Here is a 22,925-nt window from a genome sequence, read left to right as displayed (position 1 = left end):
CAGGCACCCCCTTCTTGACAAGTTCCGCCTCCGGTGCTATAGTGGGACTGCAACGTTAGCCCAGGCTAACCTTGCAGGAAAGACGAACATGGGAAAAGAGGCTGTTTTATGACCCTGGATCAACTGCCCGTCGGCAAAACCGCCATGATCCGGTCGGTGGGCGGCGCGGGTGCGCTGCGCCGCCATTTTCTGGACATGGGGCTGACCCCCCGCACCCGGGTCACCCTGCGCAAGGTGGCCCCCATGGGCGACCCCGTCGAGGTGGAGCTTCGGGGGTACGAGCTCACCCTGCGCCTGGCCGACGCCAAAAGCATCGAGATCGACGGCGTGCACGCCCCCACCGCCGAAGAGCAGGAGTCCGAGCACCGCCGCTTCGAGGCCCAGGACCTTCCGCCCATCCCCCACCCCGGCCACGGCGAGGACCGGCCCGAGGGGGGCCGCAAAAGCCCGGCCTTGGCGCCCGGAAGCCCGCTGGTGTTCGCGCTGGCGGGCAACCAGAACTGCGGCAAAACCACCCTCTTCAACCAGCTCACCGGTGCCAACCAGCATGTGGGCAACTTCCCCGGCGTCACGGTGGACCGCAAGGACGGCCAGATCCGCAAGCATCCGGAAGCCACGGTGGTGGACCTGCCGGGCATTTATTCCCTCTCGCCCTATTCCAGCGAGGAGATCGTCACCCGCGACTTTTTGGTAAACGAAAAGCCGCAGGGCATCATCAACATTGTCGACGCCACCAACATCGAGCGCAACCTCTATCTCACCATGCAGCTCATCGAGCTGGGCATTCCCATGGTGCTGGCCCTCAACATGATGGACGAGATGCGTGCCAACGGCAACACCATCCATGTGAACCATCTGGAGGCGGCGCTGGGCATCCCGGTGGTGCCCATCTCGGCCTCCCGCAACGAGGGCATCAACGAACTGATCGAGCATGCCATGCGGGTAGCGGTGAACGTCGAACGCCCCCGGCGGCTGGATTTCTGTTCCGGCCCCATGCATCGCTGCATCCACGCCATCGCCCACATGGTCGAGGATCACGCCGCCCAGGCAGGGGTTCCCATGCGCTTTGCGGCCACCAAGCTGGTGGAGGGCGATCCCCTCATGCTGGACCGGCTGGCTCTCAACGAAAACGAGCGGGAGCTGATGGAGCACGCCATCACCGAGATGGAATTCGATCTCGGCACCGACCGCGAGGCCGCCCTTGCCGATATGCGCTACGATTTCATCGGCCGGGTGTGCAGCCGCACGGTGGTAAAAAAGGGCGAAAGCCGCGAGCACGCCCGCAGCGTCAGGATCGACAACCTGCTCACCCACAAATATCTTGCGATCCCCATCTTTCTGGGCATTATGGGCTTGGTGTTCTGGCTCACCTTCGGCCTGATCGGCCAGGGCCTCAGCGACCTTTTAAGCCTGGGGCTCGACCGGCTCACCGCTCTGTGCGACGCCGCGCTCACCGCCTACGGCATCAACCCGGTGGTGCACAGCCTGGTGATCGACGGCATTTTTGCCGGGGTGGGCAGCGTTCTGAGCTTCCTGCCCATCATCGTCACCCTGTTCTTCTTCCTCTCCATCCTCGAGGACTCGGGCTACATGGCCCGGGTGGCCTTTGTGATGGACAAGCTCCTGCGCAAGATCGGCCTGTCGGGCCGCAGCTTTGTGCCCATGCTCATCGGCTTCGGGTGCAGCGTGCCGGCCATCATGGCCACCCGCACCCTCTCCAGCGAGCGGGACCGCAAAATGACCATCCTTTTAACCCCTTTCATGAGCTGCTCGGCAAAGCTGCCCATCTACGCCATGTTCACCGCTGCCTTTTTTGCCCGATACCAGGCGCTGGTCATGATCGGGCTGTATCTGTTCGGCATGGCGGTGGGGGTGCTGTTCGGGCTGGCGCTCAAGGGCACAGCCTTTAAAGGCGAGCCGGTGCCCTTTGTGATGGAGCTGCCCAACTACCGGCTGCCCAGCCCCAAAAGCGTCGGCCGCCTCATGTGGGACAAGGCAAAGGACTTTTTGACCCGCGCCTTCACGGTCATCTTTGTGGCCACCATTCTCATCTGGTTTTTGCAGACCTTCGACTCCCGCCTCAATGTGGTGGCCGATTCCTCGCAAAGCCTTCTGGCTGCCCTGGGCGGGTTGCTCTCCCCCCTGTTCGCGCCCCTCGGCTTCGGCGACTGGCGGGTGTCCACCGCGCTCATCACCGGCTTCACCGCCAAGGAGGCGGTGGTCAGCACCCTGGCCGTGCTCACCGGCTCCAGCCTCTCCACCCTGCCCCAGGCGCTGGCGGGGCTGTTCAGCCCCTTCACTGCCTTCGTGTTCCTCATTTTCACCCTGCTGTACACCCCCTGCGTGGCGGCCATTGCGGCGGTCAAGCGCGAGATGGGCGGCGCCAAGGCCGCGGCGGGCGTGGCCCTCACCCAGTGCCTGATCGCCTGGCTGGTGGCCTTTGCCGTGCGCTGCATCGGCCTTGTGTTCGGCTTGGTCTAGTCCGTTTTTCCCGTGGCGGCTCAGCCCGCCGCCCTTGCCCGCCCCTTCGCGGGCGCCTGCTGAAAGGAGCGTTTTCCCATGGGCTTCGGCGATATTTTGATTTTAGGATTGGTGCTGGCGGGCATTGCCGGCGCGGTGGTCTTTATATGCAAAAACGGCGGCTTTTCCGGCAGCTGCGGCGGCGACTGCGCCCACTGCGCCTCCCGCTGCGGCAAAGAGCAGCAGTCCGGCCCCGACCAAACGCCGAAGCAGCGCTGACATTTTTGCGGCAAGCTCCCATCCAGCGTCTGGCCTGCGGGCTCCTGCAAACGGGCGGGCATATGCCCACATGGCCTGCCGCAGCAGCATGCCGGGACCCAAACCGCCTGATAGCCGCACCGTGCCGGAACCAAAACCCGATCTGCCTCCAAAAAGCAGGTTCTTTCCCAACACCCCACAAAAAACCGGCGCCGCGGCTTTTCAAAGCCGGGGCGCCGGTTTTGTATGTTTTGTGTGCTCTCTGCCACTTACTGTCGGGCTTTTGCGCGCCTCACAGCACCCGCACCCGCACCACCGAGGGAATGGCCGCCAGCCTCTCGGCCAGCTGCCCGCCCACCGGGCCGGTCACATCCAGCAGGGTGTAGGCCATATCCTTTTTGCTCTTGTTCATCATGTTCTCGATGTTCAGCGCTGCCTCGGTGGTCACCGCCGTGATGGCGCTGATCAGGCCCGGCTCGTTTTTGTGCAGCACGCACACCCGCTTGCCCGCGGCGCGGGGCAGCACCACCTCGGGCAGGTTCACGCTGTTTTTGATGTTGCCGTTCAACAGGTAGTCGGCCAGCTGTTCGGCGGCCATCACAGCGCAGTTGTCCTCGCTTTCGGGGGTGGAAGCGCCCAGGTGCGGGATGCACACCACACCCGGCACCCCCAGCAGCTCTTCCTTGGGGAAGTCGGTCACATAGGCCGCCGCCTGGCCGCAGGCAAGTGCCGCCAGCAGGGCGGCGTTGTCCACCAGTTCGCCCCGGGCAAAGTTCAAAAGGCGCAGCCCGGGCTTGCAGCCCCGGAACACCCCCTCGTTCATAAAGCCCCGGGTCTGGTCGTTCACCGGCAGGTGCAGGGTGATGTAGTCGCACTGGGCCAGCAGCTCGGTCAGGCTCACGCTGTGGGTCACGCTGCGCGAGAGCATCCAGGCCGCGTCCACCGAGATATAGGGGTCGTAGCCATACACATCCATGCCCAGGTGCGCGGCCGCGTTCGCCACCTTCACGCCGATGGCCCCCAGGCCCACCACGCCCAGCTTTTTGCCCGCAAGCTCGGGCCCCACAAACTGGCTTTTGCCCTTTTCCACCAGCTTTGCCACCGCGTCGCCCTGGCCCGCAAGGCCCTGCACCCACTGCATGGCGGGCCACAGGTTGCGGCTTGCCAGCACCAGCGCGCCAATGGTCAGCTCGGCCACGCCGCCCGCGTTGGCGCCGGGGGTGTTGAACACCACAATGCCCGCCTCGCTGCATTTCTCCACCGGGATGTTGTTCACGCCCGCCCCCGCCCGGCCAATGGCCAAAAGGCTCTCGGGCAGCTCCATCTCGTGCATCTGGGCGCTGCGCACCAGAATGCCCTGGGGCTCGGCGCCCTCCTCGTCGATGCGGAACTGGCTGGGCCCCAGCTTTGCCAGGCCCGCGGGCGAAATATTGTTCAGCGTTTTTATAGTAAACATATCACATGCTCCTTTTTCAAACGGTCAGCCGTTCTTTTTGGCAAAGTCCTCCATGAACTGCACCAGCCTTGCCACCCCCTCGGCGGGCATGGCGTTGTAGATCGAGGCCCGCATGCCGCCCACCAGCCGGTGGCCCTTCAGGTTCACAAAGCCCGCGGCGGCTGCCTCGGCGCAGAACTTTTTGTCGGTGTCCGCGTCCGGGCTGGTAAAGGTCACGTTCATGATGCTGCGGAATTCCTTCTGCACCGGGTTTTTAAAAAAGGTCTGGCCGTCCAGGTAGTCGTACAGCAGCGCGGCCTTGGCGTTGTTTCGCTTTTCCATCTCGGCAAGGCCCCCGATCTCCTGCTCGATGTATCGAAGGGTCAGGCCCATCATGTAAATGCACCAGCAGGGGGGCGTGTTGTACATGCTGTCCGCCTCCAGAATGGTCTGGTAGTTCAGCATGCTGGGCACCGTTTCGGCCGCTTTGCCCACCAGGTCCTCCCGCACCACGGCCACCGCCATGCCCGCCGGCGCCACATTCTTCTGCACGCCAAAGTACAAAAGGCCATACTTTGCAACGTCGGTGGGGCGCGACAAAATGCAGCTGCTCATGTCCGCCACCAGGGGCACGCCGGGCACCTGGGGCAGCTTGGTGTAGCGGGTGCCGAAAATGGTGTTGTTCTCACAGATGTGCACATAGCTTGCGCCGGGGGTGTATGCGATCTTGTCCACGTCCGGGATATAAGTAAAGTTTTGATCCTTCGAGCTCGCCACCAGGTTCACCTTGCCGAACTTGGCCGCCTCCTTGGCCGCCCGGCCCGAAAAGTTGCCGGTTACAATGTAATCGGCCTGGCCGGTGGTCATCAGGTTCAGGGGCACCATGTCGAACTGGGTCGAGGCGCCCCCCTGAAAAAAGCCCACCTTATAATTTCCCGGGATGCCCAGCACCCGCCGCAGCGCGGCCTCGGTCTCGCGGATGATGCCCTCAAAGCTACTGCTGCGGTGACTCATCTCCATCACGGACTGGCCGGATGAACCGTAGTCCATCAGTTCCGATTGGGCGGTGCGCAGCACCTGCTCAAACAGCATGGACGGGCCCGCGCTGAAATTGTACACTCTTGCCATAGCTTTATCCCTCCGAAATCGTTTTGCCGCGCAAACGGTGCGGTAACTTTAGTATAGTATAAAGCAAAAGCAAAAGCCAGAACCAACTTGCCCAAAAAAACGGCCGTTTTTCCACCACAGACGCACAAACGCCACAAATGTCCTCATATAACGTACAATTCATTCCCTGCTCACGGCGCAGAAAGGCCCCGCCTGGTTTAAACCAAGGCAGGGCCTTTCCGCTATGAAGAAAAAGAAGGGGGCTTTACTTGTCGTCCAGCACGATGGCCTGGGTCAGGTGGCGGGGGCTGTCGGCGTCGATGTCCTTTTTCTCAGCCAGGTAGTACCCCAAAAACTGGCCGATAAAGCCGATCAGCGCCGCGTTCTGCTGGGCGTTGTACCCGCAGCCCAGCTCCAGGGTGTAGTCCGCGTCCGGCATGGCCGCGGCCACCCCGTCGCCGATCGCCGCGGTCACCGCGCCGTAGCTCTTCATCTGGCGCAAAAGCTTTGCGTCGTCCTCCAGCGCCGCCGGGTGGGCCAGGGTCAGCACCAGGGTGTTTTCGTCCACCAGGCTCATGGGCCCATGGCGGTATTCCAGGCTGTAATAGGCCTCGGAGTTGGCAATGCCCATCTCCTTCATCTTGTTCATGCACTCGTTCGCCACGCCGTAATAAAGGCCCTGGCCCAGGGTGATGAACAGGTTCAGCCCGTGGTGGCGGCCAATAATGTCCTTTGCCAGGCTGTCCATCTGCACCAGCAGCCGGCGGGCGTTGGCCGGGTAATCGGCCATGGCGTCGATCTCGCCCCGCCTGCCGCCTGCGTACATGCCCATGATCACCGCCAGGTACACCATGCTGGTGAAGCTGCGGGTCATAATCACGCTCTCCTCCGCCGTCTCGGGCGACAGGATGTACGCGTCGTTGTATTTTTCCGAGTCCTTGTCGCAGGTAATGGCAAGGCTCTTCACCCCGGGGTAGGTGTGCGCCTTGTCAATGGCCATGCGCACCTCGGTGGTGTAGCTCTTGCGGGTGATGGGCAGCACCAGCACCTTTTTGCCCTTTAAATACACTTCCGGAAAGAAATATAACTCCGAGCAGCACACCGCCTTGGCGGGGGTCTCGTTGTAGGCGCACCAGGCGTGGGCGGCGGTCTGTGCCAGGTACAGGCTGGTGCCGCAGCCGGTAAAGATCAGCTCGTCGTAACGCTCGGCAAACACCTTGTCCAGGGTGGCAAAGATCTCCGGCAGGGTGGCGTTGATGGCCGCGAACGAGTCCGCCTGGCCGTAGATCTCACGGTAGGTGAGGGAACTGTTTTTCTTTTCCATGATAAAACTCCTTTGTCGGTACAAAATGTGGTCGTTCGGTCCCTCTGCGCGTCATTGGGCCGAGGAGTCAAAAATCCTTCGCTTCATGGCGGTTCCTTTCACATGCTCGTTTTATCTCTCCGGGGCGCGGCCGCTCACAGCTCGACCACCGGAATGCCCAGCAGCTTTGCCAGCTGCGCCAGCTCGTCGGCCACATCCTGCCACACCACGCTGTAGTGGTGGCTCATGCCGTTCTCGGCGATCTTTTGTACCAGCTCCAGCACCGGGGTGTCCACCTTCACGTTCACCATGGCGCCGCGGGTGTTGCGGGCGGTGGGCAGGGCGGTGCCCCGCAGAAGGAACAATTTGTACTGTCCGTCAATGTTGGAAAACCGCGCCGCGGTTACCGGCCCTTCCTTCAGCGAACACCAGAACGCGGTGCCCTGGCCCGCCAGCGGGTGGTTGCACATGCTCACCCCGTCGGCAACATTGTGCACGCTGGGTGCCGCGTTGCCGCAGTGCCAGAAGGTCACGGTGTTTTCCTCTTCGTCCAGGTTGATCAGGTCGGTGATAAAGGGGGGCAGGCCGGTCAGCACCTTCTGTGCCAGGCCCGCAAGGCCCGCGTCCATATCCCCCTCGCAGCTGATGAACAGCCCGTCGTCGTTCAGGCGCCCCAGCACCGCGCAGGGGGTCATGTGCAGGTTGCCCAGCTCCGGCCAGCACTTGATGGCCGCGCAGTCGTACCCCTGGCGGGGCATCAGCTTTTTCAGGGTCAAATACAGCCTGGCATGGTTTTCCAGGTGGCCGTCCGGCAGCGCCGAGGTATCCCAGGCGTCCGCGGTGCGCTTCATCTCGGCCTCCACCTCGCTGAAGGGCAGCGCGGCCATCTCGTCGCACACCACCTTCAGGTCGGTCTCCTCCACATTCACGCCAAAGGTTTTGCGAATGGCCACCTCGTCGAAGGCGCAGTTGTAAAAGGCCGTGGGCCGGTAGCCAAACAGCCCGAAGGTAAGCCCCTGCAAATTTTTGCGGGCGGCGTAGGCGCTCACCAGGTCGTGCAGCTCCTTCTCCACCCTCTGCTCTTCCTTGTTGCCGTACACGATGTGCCAGGGCGCGCCGATGCGCCGCAGCGAAGCGCCGTTCATGGTGGCGCTGCACAAAGCGTTCGCATACAGCCGGTCCTGGCGCACCCACTGCTCCTCGCGGGGGGCCCACAGCACCAGCGGCACCCGCAGCGCGTCGGCCAGCCCGCAGGCGATGTCGTCGCCGGTAAACGCGCCGTACACCAGCAGGATCAGGTCGATCTCGCAGCGCTTAAAGTCCTGGATGCAGGCCTGCATATCCTCCCGGGTGCACACCAGCCTTTCAAAGCGGTGTACCCTGCTGTGGGGCAGGTGCTCTTCGGCCCACTCGCCGTACTCCTTAAAGCGCTTTTCGGGCAGCTCCCGGGGCCACCGGCCCGAAACCGTTACAATAAACCCCACGTTCAGTTGTTTTTTCATGTTGCGCTCTCTCGCTTTCTTTCAAACCTGCCGGCGCCCGCGGCAAAAACCTGCGGCGGGCAGCCGGGATGGGCTTTTACACCGTGCCCGCAGAGCCGGACAGGCGGATGATGCCTTTGATGTCCTCGGCCAGCGCATCGCTGGCCGCCTGGCTCAGCTTCCAGGAATGGCCCTGGTGGTCCATCTGCTCCAGCGCCTCCTGGTAATGCTGCACGTATTTGTAACGGATCTCGGTGCCGAAGTTGATCTTGGCCACCCCCAGCTGAATGGCGTCGCGCACCACGCTCTCCTCCATGCCGGTGCAGCCGTGCAGCACCAGCGGGATGTCGGTGAACCGGCGCACCGCCTCCAGCACGTCCAGGTGGATCTCCGGCTTGCCCCGGTAATAGCCGTGGGCATTGCCGATGCCGATGGCCAGGGTGTCCGGCCGGCACAGCTCCAAAAAGTGCCGCACCTCGTCCGGGTCCACAATGTTCTTGTTTTCCATGGGCACGCCGTTGTCCAGCCGCAGCAGCTCGCCGATCTCGGCCTCTACCGGCACCCCAAAGCACTTCGCCACCCGCAGCACCTCGTTGGTCATGGCGGCATTCTCCTCAATGGGGTGGGTGGAGCCGTCGATCATCAGGCTGGTAAAGCCCAGCTTCAGCATCTCCATGCAGGTCTCAAAGCTGTCGCCGTGATCCAGATGGATCGACACGGGCACATCCACCTTCTCCGCGCACCACCTGGCCACCTGCACAAACCAGTCGTGGCCGGAATAAGCGCCGGTGGCCACATAGTGGGCCAGGATAATCGGGCTGCGCATCTCCTGGGCGGCCTTGCAGCAGGCCCGGATAATGTCGTAGTTGCCGCCCTGGGTGTTGATGGCGGGAATGGCAAAGCCCTCCCGCGAGGCGCGCTGCATCAGTTCCAGATTGTTGGTCAGCATAAAGCATCCTCCATTTTACAGTTTGGGGTGCCGCAGCACCGTCACAGGCGGCCGCCCGGCAATCAGCCGGGTCCCGTCCGAATAACCCTCTTCTCTGCCCTCCAGCTCCCGTGCCAGCAGCCCGCGCAGCCGGGCCAGCGTCTGCGCGCAGGCGGCTTCGCCCGCCAGATCGCGCAGCTCCCTGGGGTCCTGCGCAAGGTCGAACAGCTGCTCACGCCCGGTGTGGGAATACCAGATATACTTGTATTCCCCCTCCAGCAGGTAATGGGCGGAATGGGGCGGTCCGCTCTGGGCGGTGTGTTCGCCGTGCAGGCTCTGCCGCACCGGCACGCCCGCGCGGGCCGCGTCCAGCAGGGGCTTTCCGTCCACGCAGCCCGGAATGGGCGCGCCCGCAATGGCAAGCAGGGTGGGCATCACGTCCCGCAGCTCCGCCAGCGCGGTGCACCGCCCGCCCCGGGGCAGGCCCAGGTGGCCGCCCGGGTCCCACAAAAGCAGGGGCACATGGGCGCTGCCCTCGTAGGGCTGGCTCTTGCGCAGCATGCAATGGTCGCCCAGCATCTCGCCGTGGTCGCTGGTAAACAGTATCACCGTGTCGTTTAAAACGCCCTCGTCCTTCAGCTCGCGCACCAGCCGCCCAACCTGGTGGTCCAGGTGGGTGATCAGCCCGTAGTACCCCGCCTGCATGGCGTGCACCTGCGGCCCGCTCAGCGCGGCGGTAAAACCGTCGGCGGTGTTGGCCGCCGGGTCCGGCCGCAGGGCCCAGTCCCCCATGGCCGGGGGCGCCAGCGCGCGCCGGTCATACAGCTCAAAATAGGGTGCCGGCGGGTCCAGGGGCGGGTGGGGCGCCACAAAGCTGGTCCAAAGGAAAAACGGCTTTGTGGGGTCGCGCCGGCGCAGAAAATCGGCCGACCGCGTCACCGTCCAGTTGGTGGGGTGGGCCCGCTCCGGCCCGGCCCAGGGCCGCGCCGCCCAGGAATTGCAGCCCAGGCCCAGGTCGTTGATGGTGGCGTCCGCCCCCACCGCGCCCTGCAGATAGGGCAGGTAATCGTCGATGCGGCCCATCCACTGCCGCGCCGCCGTGCCGGTATTGCGGTAGGGCAGAAAGCCGTCGTGCAGGTCCACGCTGTGAAAGCCCAAAAGGCTCCGGGGCGGCCACACGTGCATCTTGCCCGCGCAGTGGGTGTGGTAACCCGCCCGGGCCAGCTCCCCCGGCAGGGTCACGGGGTACTCCCAGTCGACCCCGTCCTGGTAGCCCACCCGGCCGTGCCGCTCCTGGCTCTGGCCGGTGAACAGCGCCGCCCGCGCCGGGATGCAGGTGGGGGTGGCGCTGTAGCAGCGGGTAAAGGCCACGCCCTCGTTTGCCAGGGTATCCAGATGGGGGGTCTCCAGGTCCGGGTGGCCCAGCGCGCCAATGCAGTCGAACCGCATTTGGTCGGCGGTGATGAGCACCAGGTTCAGGCGTTTCATCTCATCATCCCTTCACGGCACCGGCCACCAGGCCCTTGATCATGTATTTCTGGAAGAAGAAGAACAGCAGCAGCATGGGCACGGTGCCCACGATGGAGATGGTGTTGATGAGCGACCAGTCGTACGAAAGCTCGCCCAGGTACCGCAGGGCCACGCCCGCGCTCATGGTGCGCAGGCTGTCGGTCTGGATCAGGGTGATGGCGTGCAGGTAGTCGTCCCAGGTCATCAAAAAGGCATAAATGCCCACCGCCAGCATGCCGGGCTTCACCAGCGGCACCACGATCCTCCACAGCACCTTCAGGCGGCCCGCGCCATCCACATAGGCGGCCTCCTCCAGCGCCTTGGGCACCCCGTCAAAAAAGCTTGCCATCAGCATCACCGTAAAGGGCAGCATGGCGGCCGTCAGGGCGAACACCAGGCCGGTGAGGGTGTTGATCAGGTGCATCTTGTTCATCAGGCCGTACAGGCTGATCATCCGGCTCACCACCGGGAACATCTGGCTGGAAAGCAGCGCCGCCATCACCCAGCCGTTCCAGCGGAAGTGGAACCGGCTCAATGCATAGCCCGAAAGGATCGCCAGGCAGGTGGTGATCAGGGCCGTGGCGCCGGACACGATAAAGTTGTTTTTGTAATAGGTAAAGAAGTCGTTGTTCTTGGTGAACAGGTTCACATAGCTCTGGAAGGTGGGGCTTGCCGGGAAAAAGGTCGGCGTTGCCATATACGCTTCCATGTTGGTCTTAAAGCTGGTTACCAGCACCCAGTACAGCGGGAACAGCAAAAAGAACAAAATCAGGATCAGGATGGCGTACTTGAGAACATTTACCGGCAGATCGCGTTTTTTCATGTCGCTCTTTCCCCCTTCCTCAGTCCATCTCTTCCTTGCGGAAGAGGCGGTTGTACACAAAGATCACCACGATCATCAGCAGCATCCACACGGTGGTCACCGCCGCGCCGCTGCCCAGGTTGTTCGACACGAACGCCTCCCGGTAGCTCAGGATCGCCAGAGTGGTGGTGGCCCCGTTCGGCCCGCCGCCGGTCATGGTCCAGAACAGCGGGAACTGCTTGAAGTTCTCAATGATGGCCATGCTCACCACAATGCTGATCACGCTCTTCATATAGGGCACCACAATGGCAAAGAACTTTTTAACCCGGCCCGCCCCGTCAATGGTGGCGGCCTCCAGAATATCGTCCGGCACGTTCTGCAGCCCCGAGAGCAGCAGCAGGGTGGTCAGCGGGATCTGCTTCCACAGCGCCGCAATGGCCACGCCCAGCATGGCGGTGGAGGGGTTGTTCAAAATGGCAAAGTCGGTCACCGCGCCGCCGGTGAACATGCCCACCACGTATTTTAACAGGCCGTACTGCGGCTGGAAAATCCACATCCAGATCAGCGCCGAAATGATGGTGGGCACCACCCAGGGCATCATCATGGCGCTGCGGATGAACCGCGCAAATTTCACGTTGGAGTTCAGGATCAGCGCCAGCGCCATGCCCAGAATAAACTGGGCCAGCACCACGCCGATCACAAACGCGAAGGTGTTCAGCACAGCGGGCAGCATTTTGCCGCCGGTGAACAGCTTGAGGTAGTTGGCAAAATTATTCCACACGCCGGGCTTGCCCGAAATGATATTTTTAATCTTGTAATCCATGAAGCTCTTGATCACCGAGTCCACCACCGGCACCAGGATGAACATGATGGTCACGATCAGGGTGGGCGCGATCAGCGCGGCGGAGAACAGCTGGTCCCCCAGGCGCTTGCGGTTCAGGCGCAGCTGGGCGCGGCCGCCCGCCGTGACCGCTTTATTCTTTGTTCCGGTCATTCTTGACTCCCACTTTCTTTTCTTCATAAAAAGGTGGCGAACGCATGCCCGCGGCGCGGCGCCGCCGGGCAAAAAAGGCTCAACGCGCGGGGCCCGCAGGCCCTTAAAAATCCCGATAAAATGGGCGGGATAGACTTCACTCTCTATCCCGCCCGGGGGCTATTGATCCCTGTGCGGCCCAAAGTAAGCCGCGCAGTACATTTTATCAGCCGATGATGTTGCTGGCTGCGGTGCGGAAGCTCTCAATGGCCTTATCCACGTCGGTGCCGCCCACGGTCACGTCCTGCGCCAGGGTGCACAGCTCCAGGTTCAGATCGCCCAGGGTGGGGATGAACGGGGTGGTGGTCAGGTTCTCAATCGCGCCGGCGGCGCCCTCCAGCACCGGGTTCAGCGCCATGGATTCCATGCTCTTGGTGGCGGGATAGGCCGGGGTGATGTTGGTCATGTAATCCTGCAGCTGGTCGGCGGTCACCAGGTACTCGGTGAACAGCCGGGCCGCGGTCTTCTGGTTCTCGCCGTTGTCCATGTAGGCCAGGATGTGGGCCTGCAGCATCGAGGCGCCGTTGCCGCTGCCGCCCTTCAGGGGCTTGGCGGTGGCGGCGAAATTCTTCGCCTCGGGGTTGATGCTCTGCACGCCGTTGAAGCCCCAGCTCTGGTCATAATACATGGCCAGCTGGCCGGTGGCGAACAGCTGCCGCAGATCCTTCAGCTTCGCGTTCTGGGGGTTGTAGCCTTTCTTGTCCAGCTCCTGCAGCATGGTGATGGCGTCCTTGAAGCCCTGGTTGTCGATGCTCAGGGTGCCGTCCGGCGCCAGCACAGTGCCGCCGAAGTTGTAAACCATCGCGTTGATGGCCGAACCAGACACCGCCACCGAAGCGGTGGTCTGGCCAAAGGGATACACCTTGTTGCCGTCGGCGGTCTTCAGCTTCGCCAGCTTGCCGGCCATCTCCAGCATCTCGTCGTAAGTGGTGGGGGGAGCGTTCGGGTCCAGGCCCGCCTGGGTGAACAGGTCCTTGTTGTAGTACAGCACGTAGGGCGAGGTGTACATGGGCAGGCCGTAAATTTCGCCGCCGATCTTGCAGCCGTCCAGCACGCTGTCATAAAAGTCCGCCAGGTAGTCGGCGGTCAGCACGTCGGTCACAGGCACGGTCAGGCCCGCGTCCTCCAGAGTGGGGATCCAGCCGATCTCGCCAAAGATCATGTCCACCTTGTCGCCGCCGCCGGCCATGTTGATCACCTGGTTCACGATCTCGCCGTAGGGCGCGGTGACCCACTCGATGGTGATGTTGGGGTACTTGGCCTCAAAGCCGGTCTTCACACCCTCCCAGAAGTCGGTGTAGCCTTCTTCCAGCAGGGCGTAGTTTGCGATCTTCAGGGTCACGGTCTCGGTGAACGCCTCGCTGTCCGCCGGGGTCGAGGCGGGTTCGCCGCCGGTCGAGGCCGGGGTGGAAGCGGGGGTGCTGCTGGGCGTGCCGCCGCAGCCTGCCAGGCTGAGTGCCATGCACAGCGCCAGCGCGAGCGCTAACAGTTTTTTCATGTTCGTTTCCTCCTAAATTTATGGATTGCGTTCTATCATCAGCGCCTCGCGGCGCCAGGGGTACCCAATCATGCGGCCAAGCCTGTAAACACGTATGTACACTCTGGAAAAAGAAATACAGACTTCCCGCCTGTGTGCCGCAGCAATGTTGTACACGGTTTTGTAAACTCGTATGTACATCTTCTGGATTTTATTATAAACACGAATGGATATACTGTCAATGCGCCCAGGGCAATTTCAGCGTTTGGCCAGTTTTTAAAGTTTTTCTCTGTGCAAGCTGCCCATTCATTTTTGCACGATCGCCGCGTTTTTTAACCGTTTTGTTGCTTTTTTTGCGGTTCTTCTCCCTTGGGGCCGCCTTTTTTGCCGCCTGCAGGCCCCGCCCGGGCTCCCGCGCCTGCCTTGCGCAGCGGCGCGCCCTGTGGTATCGTATGGAAAACAGATCATAGAAAGAAGGCTTTGCCTGTGCCGCTCCTCATCCTTCTCGCCGTTCCCGCGGTCCTTGTGCTGCAGCGCCGTCTCTCCAGGCGGCCGCAGCGCTGGCCGGGCCTTGTGCTGCCGCTGCTGTGCTTTGTGTTCTCGCTGGGGTTCTGCGCCTGGCTGGGCTTTTTCTCCCACCCGTCCGGCGGATATGTCCTGCGCACGGCTGATGGGCTGTATCACCACTTCGACACCCTCCAGGACGCAAACCGCTTTGCAGAAAAGCAGACCGACGGGCTGCTCCAGTTCTCCCACCCCACCAGCGCCGTGCCCGCGGGCGCTCTTGCGCTCCGCCTTGGCGTGGCCTTTGCGGCGGTAAACGCGGTCACGGCGGTGCTGCTGTTCCTTTATTGGCGCGCCCGGCGCGGCCCCCGGCTCCATGTCGCAAAAAAGAAGCGCCCCGGCTGAACCGGGGCGCTTGTATTTTATACCGTGGGCTTAAAGGTCACGAACTCGCGCAGCGGCCCGCCGATCAGCGGCCGGCACCAGTCCAAAAACTCCGGCGTCACATCGCGGCCGCCGGCGCTGATGTATTCGTCCGGCATCTTGCGCTCGTGCAGCATTACCTGCTCCACCGGGATCAGGAAGGTTTCGGCCCTGTACTCCGGGCCCGGCGCCCGCCGGAAGCCCACCATCACGCCGTTCTCGCCCGCCAGGGCCGCGCGGGCCGCCTCGGCGCCCGCCGCCGCCGCCTCGTCCCGGTCCACCTCGGACTGAAAGGCGATCGAGGACCGATTGCAGATCCCCGGCTTCTCGCTGCGGGCCTTGATGCCCAGCTTTTGGATCACCAGGTTCGCCAGGTGGGCGCTGATGTCGCCGTAATACACCGAGCGGCCCACCTGGAAGATGGGCGGTACAATCGACGAGCCGTCCGGGTTGCACAGCCCCTCGCTGGCAACGATTACCACCCCGCCCTTTTTGCGGTGCAGGTCCCCCACCTTTTCCAGGAACTCCTCCTCGTCAAAGGGGCGCTCGGGCAGGTAGATCAGGTCCGGCCCGTCGCCGTTTCCGCTGCGGGCCAGGGCGCTGGCCGCCGTGACCCAGCCGGCGTTGCGGCCCATGGCCTCGATCACACACACATGGATGGGCAGCGAGCGCACATCCTGGCTGATCTCGCTGGTCACCGCCGCAATGTACCGGGCAGCCGAGCCAAAGCCGGGCGCGTGGTCGGTCACGGCAATGTCGTTGTCCACCGTTTTGGGAATGCCCACCACCCGCACGTCCGCACCGGCGGCCACGCAGGCCTTATACAGCTTGCCGCAGGCGTCCATGCTGCCGTTGCCGCCATTGAACAGCACCCAGCGGATGTCGCGCTTTTTGCAGATGGCCGCCATGTTGGCGTAGTCCTCGGGGTTTAAGGGGTCGCGGCTGGTGCCGATGGCCGAGGCAGGGGTCTGCAGCAGCAGGCGCAGGGTCTGTTCCGGCACGCTTTGCAGCTCACAGAAATCCTCCCGCAGCACCCCGCCCGAACCGCCAATGGCGCCCAGCACCTTGTCCACCTCCGGGTGCTTTTTTGCCTCGGTCACCGCCCCGTACAGCGAGGCGTTGATCACGGCGGTGGGTGCGCCGCCATGCACGATCAGCAGGTTGCCTTTGCTCATAATCTCTCTTCTCCTTTATGCAGCCCGGCTTCCGGGCAAAAATCCAGTCAGTCCGCGGGGGTGCTCTCCCGCTCGATCAGCCGGGTGGAAAAGCCCACCGGCGCGGGCACCCTGCCCTCTCCGATCATCTGCTGCAGCATTTCCACGGCTGCTTTGGCAATCTCCTCCCGGCGGATCTCCATGCTGGTGATTCGCGGGGTCACATACTGCCCCAGGGTGGAATTGTCGAACCCCACCACCGCAATTTCCTGCGGCACCTGGTATCCCAAATCCTTGGCGGCCTGCATCGCAATGCAGGCCAGCTTGTCGTTTCGGCCAAAAATCGCGTCCGCCTTGCCCCCTGCCTGCAGGTATGCCTTCACCTTCTGGGCAACCTCCCGGTCGCTGGCGCAGCCGGTGATCACCCGGCTCTCCGGCTGGGCCGAAAGTCCGCTTTGGCGCATCTGCTCCACAAACCCCCGGTAGCGCAGGTCGTTCAGGTCGCTGAAGTGCCCCCGCGCGCTGAACCGGTCGATATACAAAATGTTTTTTCGCCCCTTGCCCTGCAAAAAACGCACGCACTCCTTCGCGCCCTCGTAAAGCCCGTTGTCGATCACACCCGCGCCGTGCACGGCCGAATAATCGCGGTTTTGCAGCAGCACCACCGGCAGCGCCGCGTCGATGAGCTGCTGAATGAACTCCAGCGGGAAGCTGATGGAACTGATGATCACCCCGTCGTACCTGCGGCTGATGATCTCGCCCACAAACTGCTCGGTGTTGCGGTTTGCGCACAGCGAGATCATGTATCCCAGATCATAGGCGCGCTTGTCCAGTTCGCTCACCAACAGGCTGAAATGTTCGGTGATGATCTGATCCGCAATGAACACGATGTGATTGGAGTTTTTCCCCTTCAGTGCCCGGGCAATCGTATTGGGGCGGTAGTGCAGCTGGCGCACCGCCTCCTCCACCCTGCGGCGTTTTTCCTTGTCCACATAGCGGTTGTTGTTGATCACATACGAAACCACGGTCTCGCTCACGCCCGCCAGCTCCGCCACATCCTTGCGGGTGACCTGTTTAAACCCCTGTCCCATTCTGCACCTGCCCATCAACACGAGTGTATCTTCCGTTTCCTATTATAATGGAACACCCCCCGGAAGTCAAACGCGAAACAGGAGAAGTTTTCCGCCTTTTTTGTTGCAGTTTGCCCACCCGGTTTGGTATAATACCAGCTATGCGGGCAAGCCCCGCACAGAGCAACTTAGGATTTTAGGCTCGCCGCGCTCCCTGCGCGGACCCACCCTTCCGGACCTGGCAGTACCGGCAGGGTAAAATCTCACTGCCGGAGAATTTTGCCATGCAAACAAATAAACCGTTCCTCAGCGCCAGGCAACTGGCGCGCTGCGCCATGATCGCCGCCGTGTACACGGTGCTGTGCCTCTCCTTCGCGCCCCTGGCGTTTGGGCCGGTGCAGCTGCGCTTTGCCGAAGCGCTGGTGTTGCTGCCGGTGTTCGGCCCGGAGTATATCCTGGCCGGCACGCTGGGATGCTTTTTGTCCAATCTTTTGGGCTCCACCCTGCCGGATGTGGTCTTCGGCACCCTGGCCACCCTGCTGGCGTGCCTTGGCACCTACGCTCTGCGCGGCAGGCGGGTGCGGGGCTTGGCCCTGCCCGCGGCCCTGCCCCCCATCCTGGCAAACGCCCTGATCGTGGGGCCGGAGCTGGCCTTTTTCTTTTCCGACAGCCCGGCCACCCTGCCCCTGATCCTGTGGAACGGCCTCACGGTGGCCCTGGGCGAGGCGGTGGCCTGCGGGGTGCTGGGGGTGGCGCTCATCAAGCTCATCGAAACAAGCGCCGGCCTGCGGCGCGTCTTCACCGAGTGATCCCTTTCTGATAAGGAGGAAGCCCATGCGCACCGAATGCCTGATCTGGGACTGGAACGGCACCCTGCTGGACGATGTGGCCCTGTGCAACGACTGCCTGAACCAGCTGCTGGAGGCGCACAGCTACCCCCAGCGCTACGACCGGGCCGGCTACCGGGCGGTGTTCGGCTTTCCCATTATCGACTACTACCGCCGCGCCGGGTTCGATTTCTCCCGCCACCCCTTCCAGGATCTGGCCGCCGAATACATCGCGCTCTACGACCCCGCCAGCCTTGCCTGCCCCCTTGCCCCCGGCGCCCGCGAGGCGCTTGCGGCGGCGGGGGCCTCCGGCCTGCGGCAGGTGATCCTTTCGGCCAGCGAGCAGGGCGCGCTGGAACGGCAGGTGCGGCATTTCGGCCTTTCTGGCTTTTTCGACGAGTTGCTCGGCCAGGGAGACTTTTATGCCCACGGCAAGCTGGAAGCAGGCCGCGCCTGGCTGGCGCGGCGGCGGCTCGACCCCGCCACCGCGGTGCTGGTGGGCGACAGCCTGCACGACGCCGAGGTGGCCGCCGCCCTGGGCGTGCGGTGCGTGCTCTGCTCCGCCGGGCATCAGCCCCCCGAAGCTCTGCGCACGGCGCAGGTTCCGGTGATCGGTACCCTGTGGGAACTTCCGGCCCTGCTGGGCTTTGCCTGAACCGTTTTCAAAGCCGATGCCCTCCGCGATCTTTAAGGTCGCGGAGGGCATCGGCTTTTTTGAAAATTGAAAGGCTGTTCCGGGCGTTCCGGCTCAGTCGTCCTCCTCAGGCTCATCGGGCTCCTGCGGCTCGTCCTGCTCGTCCTGCGGCTCGTCCTGCTCCTCTTCCTCCCGGGGGTCGGGCCGCTCCTCTGGCTCCCCCCCGGCGCTGTGCGAAGGTTCCTCTTCCTTTTCCGGCTCCCGGTCGTCTTCTTCCGGCCGCTCGCCGGGCTCCGGCCCGTCCGGCTCGTCTGCCTGTTCAGGCTCCTCGGTTTCCTCCGGCTCGTCGGGTCCTTCCATTTCCCCGGGGTCGTCCGGCTCTTCTTTTTCGCCGGGCTCTTCGGCCTCTTCCCGGGCCAGGGCTACCAGCTGCTCCAGCTTCATGCCGGCCAGCTGCTCCAGGGTATAGTCGTCGGTCCCGGCAAGGATCTGCCGGGCATACCACAGCTTGCCCGGCGAGATGCCGTAGCCCGCCGCCTGCTCCTCGGCCTGCCGGTCCGGCGCCAGCTGCTGGCGCAGGATCGCGGGGTGGATGCCCTGCGGCGCAAGGTGGCTCTCAATGGCCGCCGCCAGTTCCTCTTCCAGCCGCATCGCCCGCTGTCCGTCGCTGTTTTGCACGCTCAGCAGCACCGCCCCGTTTTCCGCGGTGAGATAGCCGTCTTCTGCCAGGCGTTCAGCCAGCCGGCCCACCGTTTGTTCCAGCGGCTGGCCCTTGTATTCTTTTGCCGTGCCGCCCAAAAGCGCCTGCGCGTCCTCATTCAGCGGCGTTACCCGCAGTACCCGCTGCTGCCGGTCCGCGGCGATCTGCAGGCTGGGGTTCACATCCAGGTAAATCAGGCTGTCCACCCGGTGCAGGGCCGCGAACCACCCAAGCCCCGCGGCCACAAGCAGCGCGCACACCGCCCCCGCGGCCCTGAGCACCCAGCCGCCGGCCTTCCCCCGCCCGCCGGGCAAGACCTGGCGGGTGATGTAATCCGGCTCTTCCATGCGCTGCACGGGGGCGTCGGCAATGGCCTCGAACCCCGGCAGGGGCAGCTGCGCGCCCGCGCGCCGAAGCCTTTGTTCGATCTGTTTTTTCCTCATTGCGCTCCCTCCTGCCCTTCCAGATAGGTCCGCAGCTTTTTCAGCGCCCGGTTATAGCGCGAGAGCACGGTGGAAAGCGGCTGCCCCAGGTCCCGGGCCAGCTCCCGGTGTTTCATGCCGGCCACGCAGTGCAGCAGCAGCACCCGCCGCTCTTCCTCGCTCAAAAGCTCCAGCGCAGCCTGCAGCACCAGCCGGTCCTCCGGGTCGCTCACATACGCCAGCGAGGGGTCTTCCTCCCAGCCGGCGCCGTCCGTGGGCAGGGTGGCGGCCGCCTTAACCTGGCGGGTCCGGGCCAGGTTTCGGGCGATCGTGAACAGCCAGGCCATGGGCTTTCCCATGGCCTGGTACAAATGCGCTGCCGCGCGCACCTTTAAAAAAGTATCCTGCATCAAATCCTGCGCTTCCTCGGGGTCGCGCAGCTGGGCCAGCGCGAACGCGTAGATCGCGCGCGCCGTTTTTTCATACAGCTCCCGCAGCGCTTCCCGGTCGCCCCGGCCGATCCGCTCGATCAGCTCCTCGCTGAAGTGCGGCGTGCCGGCCGCAGGGGCGGTGGGCACGCCCTGCACGGCGCAAAACAAGATCATCCGCTTTTCCCCTTTCCGGCACGCCGGGGCCCTGCACGCCGGGGCGGCAGCCTTCCGCCCCGGCGCTTTTATGCCCCTTTTTTCTTATTGTACCGGATGCCGGCCTCCGGTGCAAGCCGGTTTCCCGCCCCGGCTCTCAATCCTCATCGGGGTCTTCGCCGTCCTCTTGCGCATCGTCCAGATCATCCGCGTCCTCCGGATCGTCCGGGTCCTCGGGATCGTTCACGTCGTCCAGATCGTCTGCATCATCCGGGTCGTTCAGATCGTCCCCATCCTCCGGATCGTCTGCGTCGTCCAGATCATCCATGTCATCAGAATCATCCGTGTCCTCCGGCTCATCCAGATCGTCCTCATCGTCCGCGTCCTCCGGCTCGCTTGCGTCCTCCGCCGCGTCCAGCTCATCCTCCAGTGCTTCCAGGGCCGGGTCGTCGTCGAACACGTCCTCCAGCCGGTCCAGCTTGTCTTCCAAAAGCTCCAGCGGAATGCCCTTTTCCTGGGCATAGGCCAGCAGGTCGCTCACCCGGGTCTCGGCCAGGTCAGCCGGCGTAAGGCTCCCGTCTCCCTGTGCCAGCCGGTCGATCACCGCCATGCGCCCCGCCGATACCCCCAGTTGCCGTGCCGCCGCGTCGTAATCCTTCAGCTCCACCGTTTGGCTGTGCACGGCGGCGTTCAGCTGGCCGCGCTCCAGCGCGCCGGCCACGGCGCGGCTCACCTGGTCCAGCACCTGGGGCGAGGCCGTGCTGTCGTCCACCGTGATCAGCACGTCGTTTGCTTTGTCCCTTCCCAGGTATCCCTGCTCCATCATGCGCTTCACCAGCTCCTCCACCACGTCCTCCAGATCCCGGTCCACGGGGGCATAGCCCTTTAAAAGCGTTTGCGCGTCCGGGTTCATGGCGCGGATGTCCACCACCCTTTCCAGCCGGTTGGTCACCAGCTCAATGCTGGGGTTCACGTCCAGGTCGATGCGCTGGCTTGGGGCCAGCAGCCAGCCGGCACAGCCCGCGCAGGCGGTCAGGGCCGCCCCCACAAGGCAGATTGCCAGGGTTTTGTGCGTTTTTATGTTTTTCAGCATAGTGATCCTTCTCCTTTTTATGTGTGCTTTCCGGGTGCGTTTTGCGGGCCTTTCCTTTGCCCTTTCATCCCTATAACCGGCAGGCAGGGCGTTTTATCGCATCAAAAACAAAAAAATTTCCCGTGCCCAAAAAGATGCGCGGAAAAACCGGGGCCGGCCAGGGGGGTATCCCCCTGGCCGGCCCCGGCCCAACCTGCGGCCCGCCGGCCGTTTTACATCTCACACGTTCAGCAGCGGCTGGATCTGGCGGCCGCGCAGCGCGCATTCCAGCGTATCACCGATCAGCTCAAAATCGCTCTGCAGGCTGCACGGCTTTTTCAGGTAATCGTCCTGCGCAAAGGGCACAAGATAATAGTTTTTGCGGTTCAGCAGAATGGCCAGGTTCTCAAAGCTCGCGGCCAGGCCGTCGTTGGTGCTCACCGCCAGGATCACGGGCTTTCCCGCCCGCAGCATGCTCTTTGCCCCCAGGGTTACCGGCGTGTCGCTGATGCCGTGGGCCAGCTTCGCCAGGGTGGCCCCGGTGCAGGGCGCAACGATCATGGCGCCCGCCATGTTTTGGGGCCCCAGGGGCTCCGCGCCCTGCAGCGTTTCAATGGGCTGGCTGCCCGCAGCGGCGTACAGGCGCATTTTCCAGTCCGCCGCCTTGCCGAAGCGGGTGTCCAGCCCGGCCGCATTGAAGCTCATCAGCGGCAGCACCTTGGTGCCCCCCGCTGCCATGCGGCCCACCAGCGGCAGCACCTTTTCAAAGGTGCAGAAGCTGCCGCACAGCGCCCACACCACCGTTCTCTCTTCCATTAAAACACCTCTCCCCTCTCTTGCAGCATGGCCAGAACAGCCCGCGCCACAAACTCGCCCGCCGTCACCGGCGCGCACCGTGCGGGCAGGCTCAGCGCATGGATGGCGTTGACCCCCAGTTCCCGCGCCGCCTCAAAATCCGTGCCGCCGGGCAGGCTGGCCAGATCCACCACCAGGCTGCCGCCCGGCATGGCCGCCAGCTCCCGTTCTCCCAGCACCGGCGCCGGGATGGTATTCACCACCACGTCGAACCCGGGCAGCACGGCCAGCAGTTCCCCCAGCGGCACGGCCACAAGCCCATGGCTCATGGCCATTGCCTGCTGGCCGTGCTTGCGGGCCGCCACCGTCACCTGGGCGTCCAGCGCCGCCAAGCGCCGCGCCACCGACTGGGCGCACCGGCCGTACCCCAGCACCAGCACCGGGCTGCGCCAGATGGTGCGCCTGCGGTTTTGCAGGATCAGGGCGATACATCCCTCTGCGGTGGGAATGGCGTTCAGCTGGGCCAGCTCCTCCCGCTCCAAATAGTCCTCCAGGCCGATGTGCGCCGCGTCCGCCGCGGCCTTTGCCTGGGCGCTCACTTTGCCGCCAAAGGCCAATGCCCCGGGCTTTGCCGCCCTTAAAAGGCGGGCAAACCCCGCCCTGTCTGCCGACATGGGCATGGGCAGCAGCACATAATCCGCCTTGTAAACGTCCTCGGCGCCCAAGGCCTCAAAGCCCTGCGCGCGCAGATAGTCCGCCGCTGCAAGCTGGCGGGCGTCGTCGCCGATCACGGCGAACACTTTTTTTGTGTTCTCCCCCATTGCGGTCCCCCCTCGTATGCGGTCCCTTGCCATGTGCCTTTTCACCGCTGGGCCGCTGCGCGGTGCTTTGACCCCATGGTATGCGGTCCTTTTATGAAAAGTGAAAGGGGTTTTCCAAAAAAGGGG

The 22,925-nt window shown here is 63.6% G+C and carries 21 protein-coding genes; 5 read left to right on the top strand and 16 right to left on the bottom strand.

Translation table 11 applies throughout. The features are described from left to right. Positions 1 to 108 precede the first annotated feature (108 nt). Both feoB and ACMLHZ_RS06855 read left to right on the top strand, forming a co-directional pair. The gene (feoB, locus tag ACMLHZ_RS06860; protein WP_418667023.1) at positions 109 to 2,481 is read left to right on the top strand and encodes a ferrous iron transport protein B; all 2,373 of its coding nucleotides are present in this window, start codon (positions 109 to 111) and stop codon (positions 2,479 to 2,481) included. Between the two features lie 78 nt (positions 2,482 to 2,559). Further along, positions 2,560 to 2,739 (top strand): FeoB-associated Cys-rich membrane protein, encoded by a 180-nt coding sequence (locus tag ACMLHZ_RS06855; RefSeq protein WP_418667022.1) that lies wholly within the window; start codon positions 2,560 to 2,562, stop codon positions 2,737 to 2,739. 271 nt (positions 2,740 to 3,010) lie between these two features. Here the strand turns inward: ACMLHZ_RS06855 and ACMLHZ_RS06850 are convergent, their stop codons facing one another. From ACMLHZ_RS06850 to ACMLHZ_RS06810, 9 genes are all read right to left on the bottom strand, one after another. Beyond that, positions 3,011 to 4,174 (bottom strand): phosphoglycerate dehydrogenase, encoded by a 1,164-nt coding sequence (locus ACMLHZ_RS06850; RefSeq protein WP_418667021.1) that lies wholly within the window; start codon positions 4,172 to 4,174, stop codon positions 3,011 to 3,013. 24 nt (positions 4,175 to 4,198) lie between these two features. Beyond that, positions 4,199 to 5,281, bottom strand: coding sequence for a 3-phosphoserine/phosphohydroxythreonine transaminase (gene serC, locus ACMLHZ_RS06845; RefSeq protein WP_418667020.1), 1,083 nt, complete (start codon positions 5,279 to 5,281; stop codon positions 4,199 to 4,201). Positions 5,282 to 5,525: 244 nt separating this feature from the next. After that, positions 5,526 to 6,584 (bottom strand): SIS domain-containing protein, encoded by a 1,059-nt coding sequence (locus ACMLHZ_RS06840; protein ID WP_418667019.1) that lies wholly within the window; start codon positions 6,582 to 6,584, stop codon positions 5,526 to 5,528. A gap of 134 nt (positions 6,585 to 6,718) precedes the next feature. Beyond that, a complete protein-coding gene (locus ACMLHZ_RS06835) occupies positions 6,719 to 8,065 on the bottom strand; it encodes an L-fucose/L-arabinose isomerase family protein (protein ID WP_418667018.1) in 1,347 nt (448 codons plus the stop codon). Positions 8,066 to 8,141: 76 nt separating this feature from the next. Next, positions 8,142 to 8,993, bottom strand: coding sequence for a class II fructose-bisphosphate aldolase (locus tag ACMLHZ_RS06830; RefSeq protein ID WP_418667017.1), 852 nt, complete (start codon positions 8,991 to 8,993; stop codon positions 8,142 to 8,144). 15 nt (positions 8,994 to 9,008) lie between these two features. Beyond that, positions 9,009 to 10,460, bottom strand: coding sequence for an arylsulfatase (locus tag ACMLHZ_RS06825; RefSeq protein WP_418667016.1), 1,452 nt, complete (start codon positions 10,458 to 10,460; stop codon positions 9,009 to 9,011). Positions 10,461 to 10,464: 4 nt separating this feature from the next. Then, positions 10,465 to 11,304, bottom strand: a complete 840-nt coding sequence (locus ACMLHZ_RS06820; protein WP_177563152.1) for a carbohydrate ABC transporter permease — start codon at positions 11,302 to 11,304, stop codon at positions 10,465 to 10,467. A 19-nt stretch (positions 11,305 to 11,323) separates the two neighbouring features. Further along, positions 11,324 to 12,277 (bottom strand): carbohydrate ABC transporter permease, encoded by a 954-nt coding sequence (locus ACMLHZ_RS06815; RefSeq protein ID WP_177563151.1) that lies wholly within the window; start codon positions 12,275 to 12,277, stop codon positions 11,324 to 11,326. 205 nt (positions 12,278 to 12,482) lie between these two features. Further along, positions 12,483 to 13,814 carry an ABC transporter substrate-binding protein gene (locus ACMLHZ_RS06810; protein WP_418667015.1) on the bottom strand — a complete coding sequence of 444 codons (1,332 nt, stop codon included), beginning with the start codon at positions 13,812 to 13,814 and terminating at the stop codon, positions 12,483 to 12,485. 465 nt (positions 13,815 to 14,279) lie between these two features. On the opposite strand from ACMLHZ_RS06810, the gene ACMLHZ_RS06805 reads away from it, so the two are divergent. Beyond that, entirely contained in the window at positions 14,280 to 14,702 is a 423-nt protein-coding gene (locus ACMLHZ_RS06805) for a hypothetical protein (protein ID WP_418667014.1), read from the top strand. Positions 14,703 to 14,719: 17 nt separating this feature from the next. Here ACMLHZ_RS06805 and ACMLHZ_RS06800 read toward each other — a convergent pair whose 3' ends face one another. Together ACMLHZ_RS06800 and ACMLHZ_RS06795 are read right to left on the bottom strand one after the other, a co-directional pair. Further along, complete coding sequence (locus ACMLHZ_RS06800; protein WP_418667013.1) at positions 14,720 to 15,895, bottom strand: diphosphate--fructose-6-phosphate 1-phosphotransferase; 1,176 nt, start codon at positions 15,893 to 15,895, stop codon at positions 14,720 to 14,722. A 47-nt stretch (positions 15,896 to 15,942) separates the two neighbouring features. Further along, positions 15,943 to 16,965, bottom strand: coding sequence for a LacI family DNA-binding transcriptional regulator (locus ACMLHZ_RS06795; RefSeq protein WP_418667012.1), 1,023 nt, complete (start codon positions 16,963 to 16,965; stop codon positions 15,943 to 15,945). A gap of 263 nt (positions 16,966 to 17,228) precedes the next feature. On the opposite strand from ACMLHZ_RS06795, the gene ACMLHZ_RS06790 reads away from it, so the two are divergent. Next, positions 17,229 to 17,753, top strand: a complete 525-nt coding sequence (locus tag ACMLHZ_RS06790) for a QueT transporter family protein (RefSeq protein WP_418456135.1) — start codon at positions 17,229 to 17,231, stop codon at positions 17,751 to 17,753. Positions 17,754 to 17,778: 25 nt separating this feature from the next. After that, positions 17,779 to 18,426, top strand: a complete 648-nt coding sequence (locus ACMLHZ_RS06785) for an HAD family hydrolase (protein WP_418667011.1) — start codon at positions 17,779 to 17,781, stop codon at positions 18,424 to 18,426. 93 nt (positions 18,427 to 18,519) lie between these two features. Here the strand turns inward: ACMLHZ_RS06785 and ACMLHZ_RS06780 are convergent, their stop codons facing one another. The 5 genes from ACMLHZ_RS06780 to ACMLHZ_RS06760 all read right to left on the bottom strand — a co-directional run bounded on the left by ACMLHZ_RS06780 (position 18,520) and on the right by ACMLHZ_RS06760 (position 22,799). Then, a complete protein-coding gene (locus ACMLHZ_RS06780; RefSeq protein ID WP_418667010.1) occupies positions 18,520 to 19,548 on the bottom strand; it encodes a hypothetical protein in 1,029 nt (342 codons plus the stop codon). After that, a complete protein-coding gene (locus tag ACMLHZ_RS06775) occupies positions 19,545 to 20,132 on the bottom strand; it encodes an RNA polymerase sigma factor (protein ID WP_418667009.1) in 588 nt (195 codons plus the stop codon). The genes ACMLHZ_RS06780 and ACMLHZ_RS06775 overlap by 4 nt, the downstream gene beginning before the upstream one ends. 136 nt (positions 20,133 to 20,268) lie before the next feature. After that, entirely contained in the window at positions 20,269 to 21,204 is a 936-nt protein-coding gene (locus ACMLHZ_RS06770; RefSeq protein WP_418667008.1) for a hypothetical protein, read from the bottom strand. Between the two features lie 219 nt (positions 21,205 to 21,423). Further along, the gene (locus ACMLHZ_RS06765; RefSeq protein WP_418667007.1) at positions 21,424 to 21,999 is read right to left on the bottom strand and encodes a dipicolinate synthase subunit B; all 576 of its coding nucleotides are present in this window, start codon (positions 21,997 to 21,999) and stop codon (positions 21,424 to 21,426) included. Next, positions 21,999 to 22,799 (bottom strand): NAD(P)-dependent oxidoreductase, encoded by an 801-nt coding sequence (locus ACMLHZ_RS06760; RefSeq protein WP_418667006.1) that lies wholly within the window; start codon positions 22,797 to 22,799, stop codon positions 21,999 to 22,001. The genes ACMLHZ_RS06765 and ACMLHZ_RS06760 overlap by 1 nt, the downstream gene beginning before the upstream one ends. Between the last annotated feature and the right edge of the window lie 126 nt (positions 22,800 to 22,925).

It is taken from the genome of Allofournierella sp. (genome assembly GCF_048388525.1).
GTDB lineage: Bacteria > Bacillota > Clostridia > Oscillospirales > Ruminococcaceae > BQOK01.
The sequence above is the reverse complement of the archived record's forward strand: the minus strand, read 5'-3'. Positions and strand labels throughout refer to the sequence as shown.

Coding starts and splice junctions, on each gene's coding strand:
- serC (WP_418667020.1), bottom strand. CDS start 5,281: ATGGCAAGAGTGTACAATTTCAGCGCGGGCCCGTCCATGCTGTTTGAG.
- ACMLHZ_RS06815 (WP_177563151.1), bottom strand. CDS start 12,277: ATGACCGGAACAAAGAATAAAGCGGTCACGGCGGGCGGCCGCGCCCAG.
- ACMLHZ_RS06800 (WP_418667013.1), bottom strand. CDS start 15,895: ATGAGCAAAGGCAACCTGCTGATCGTGCATGGCGGCGCACCCACCGCC.
- ACMLHZ_RS06850 (WP_418667021.1), bottom strand. CDS start 4,174: ATGTTTACTATAAAAACGCTGAACAATATTTCGCCCGCGGGCCTGGCA.
- ACMLHZ_RS06835 (WP_418667018.1), bottom strand. CDS start 8,065: ATGAAAAAACAACTGAACGTGGGGTTTATTGTAACGGTTTCGGGCCGG.
- ACMLHZ_RS06775 (WP_418667009.1), bottom strand. CDS start 20,132: ATGATCTTGTTTTGCGCCGTGCAGGGCGTGCCCACCGCCCCTGCGGCC.
- ACMLHZ_RS06820 (WP_177563152.1), bottom strand. CDS start 11,304: ATGAAAAAACGCGATCTGCCGGTAAATGTTCTCAAGTACGCCATCCTG.
- ACMLHZ_RS06765 (WP_418667007.1), bottom strand. CDS start 21,999: ATGGAAGAGAGAACGGTGGTGTGGGCGCTGTGCGGCAGCTTCTGCACC.
- ACMLHZ_RS06780 (WP_418667010.1), bottom strand. CDS start 19,548: ATGAGGAAAAAACAGATCGAACAAAGGCTTCGGCGCGCGGGCGCGCAG.
- ACMLHZ_RS06825 (WP_418667016.1), bottom strand. CDS start 10,460: ATGAAACGCCTGAACCTGGTGCTCATCACCGCCGACCAAATGCGGTTC.
- ACMLHZ_RS06855 (WP_418667022.1), top strand. CDS start 2,560: ATGGGCTTCGGCGATATTTTGATTTTAGGATTGGTGCTGGCGGGCATT.
- ACMLHZ_RS06760 (WP_418667006.1), bottom strand. CDS start 22,799: ATGGGGGAGAACACAAAAAAAGTGTTCGCCGTGATCGGCGACGACGCC.
- ACMLHZ_RS06840 (WP_418667019.1), bottom strand. CDS start 6,584: ATGGAAAAGAAAAACAGTTCCCTCACCTACCGTGAGATCTACGGCCAG.
- ACMLHZ_RS06795 (WP_418667012.1), bottom strand. CDS start 16,965: ATGGGACAGGGGTTTAAACAGGTCACCCGCAAGGATGTGGCGGAGCTG.
- ACMLHZ_RS06790 (WP_418456135.1), top strand. CDS start 17,229: ATGCAAACAAATAAACCGTTCCTCAGCGCCAGGCAACTGGCGCGCTGC.
- ACMLHZ_RS06785 (WP_418667011.1), top strand. CDS start 17,779: ATGCGCACCGAATGCCTGATCTGGGACTGGAACGGCACCCTGCTGGAC.
- feoB (WP_418667023.1), top strand. CDS start 109: ATGACCCTGGATCAACTGCCCGTCGGCAAAACCGCCATGATCCGGTCG.
- ACMLHZ_RS06810 (WP_418667015.1), bottom strand. CDS start 13,814: ATGAAAAAACTGTTAGCGCTCGCGCTGGCGCTGTGCATGGCACTCAGC.
- ACMLHZ_RS06830 (WP_418667017.1), bottom strand. CDS start 8,993: ATGCTGACCAACAATCTGGAACTGATGCAGCGCGCCTCGCGGGAGGGC.
- ACMLHZ_RS06770 (WP_418667008.1), bottom strand. CDS start 21,204: ATGCTGAAAAACATAAAAACGCACAAAACCCTGGCAATCTGCCTTGTG.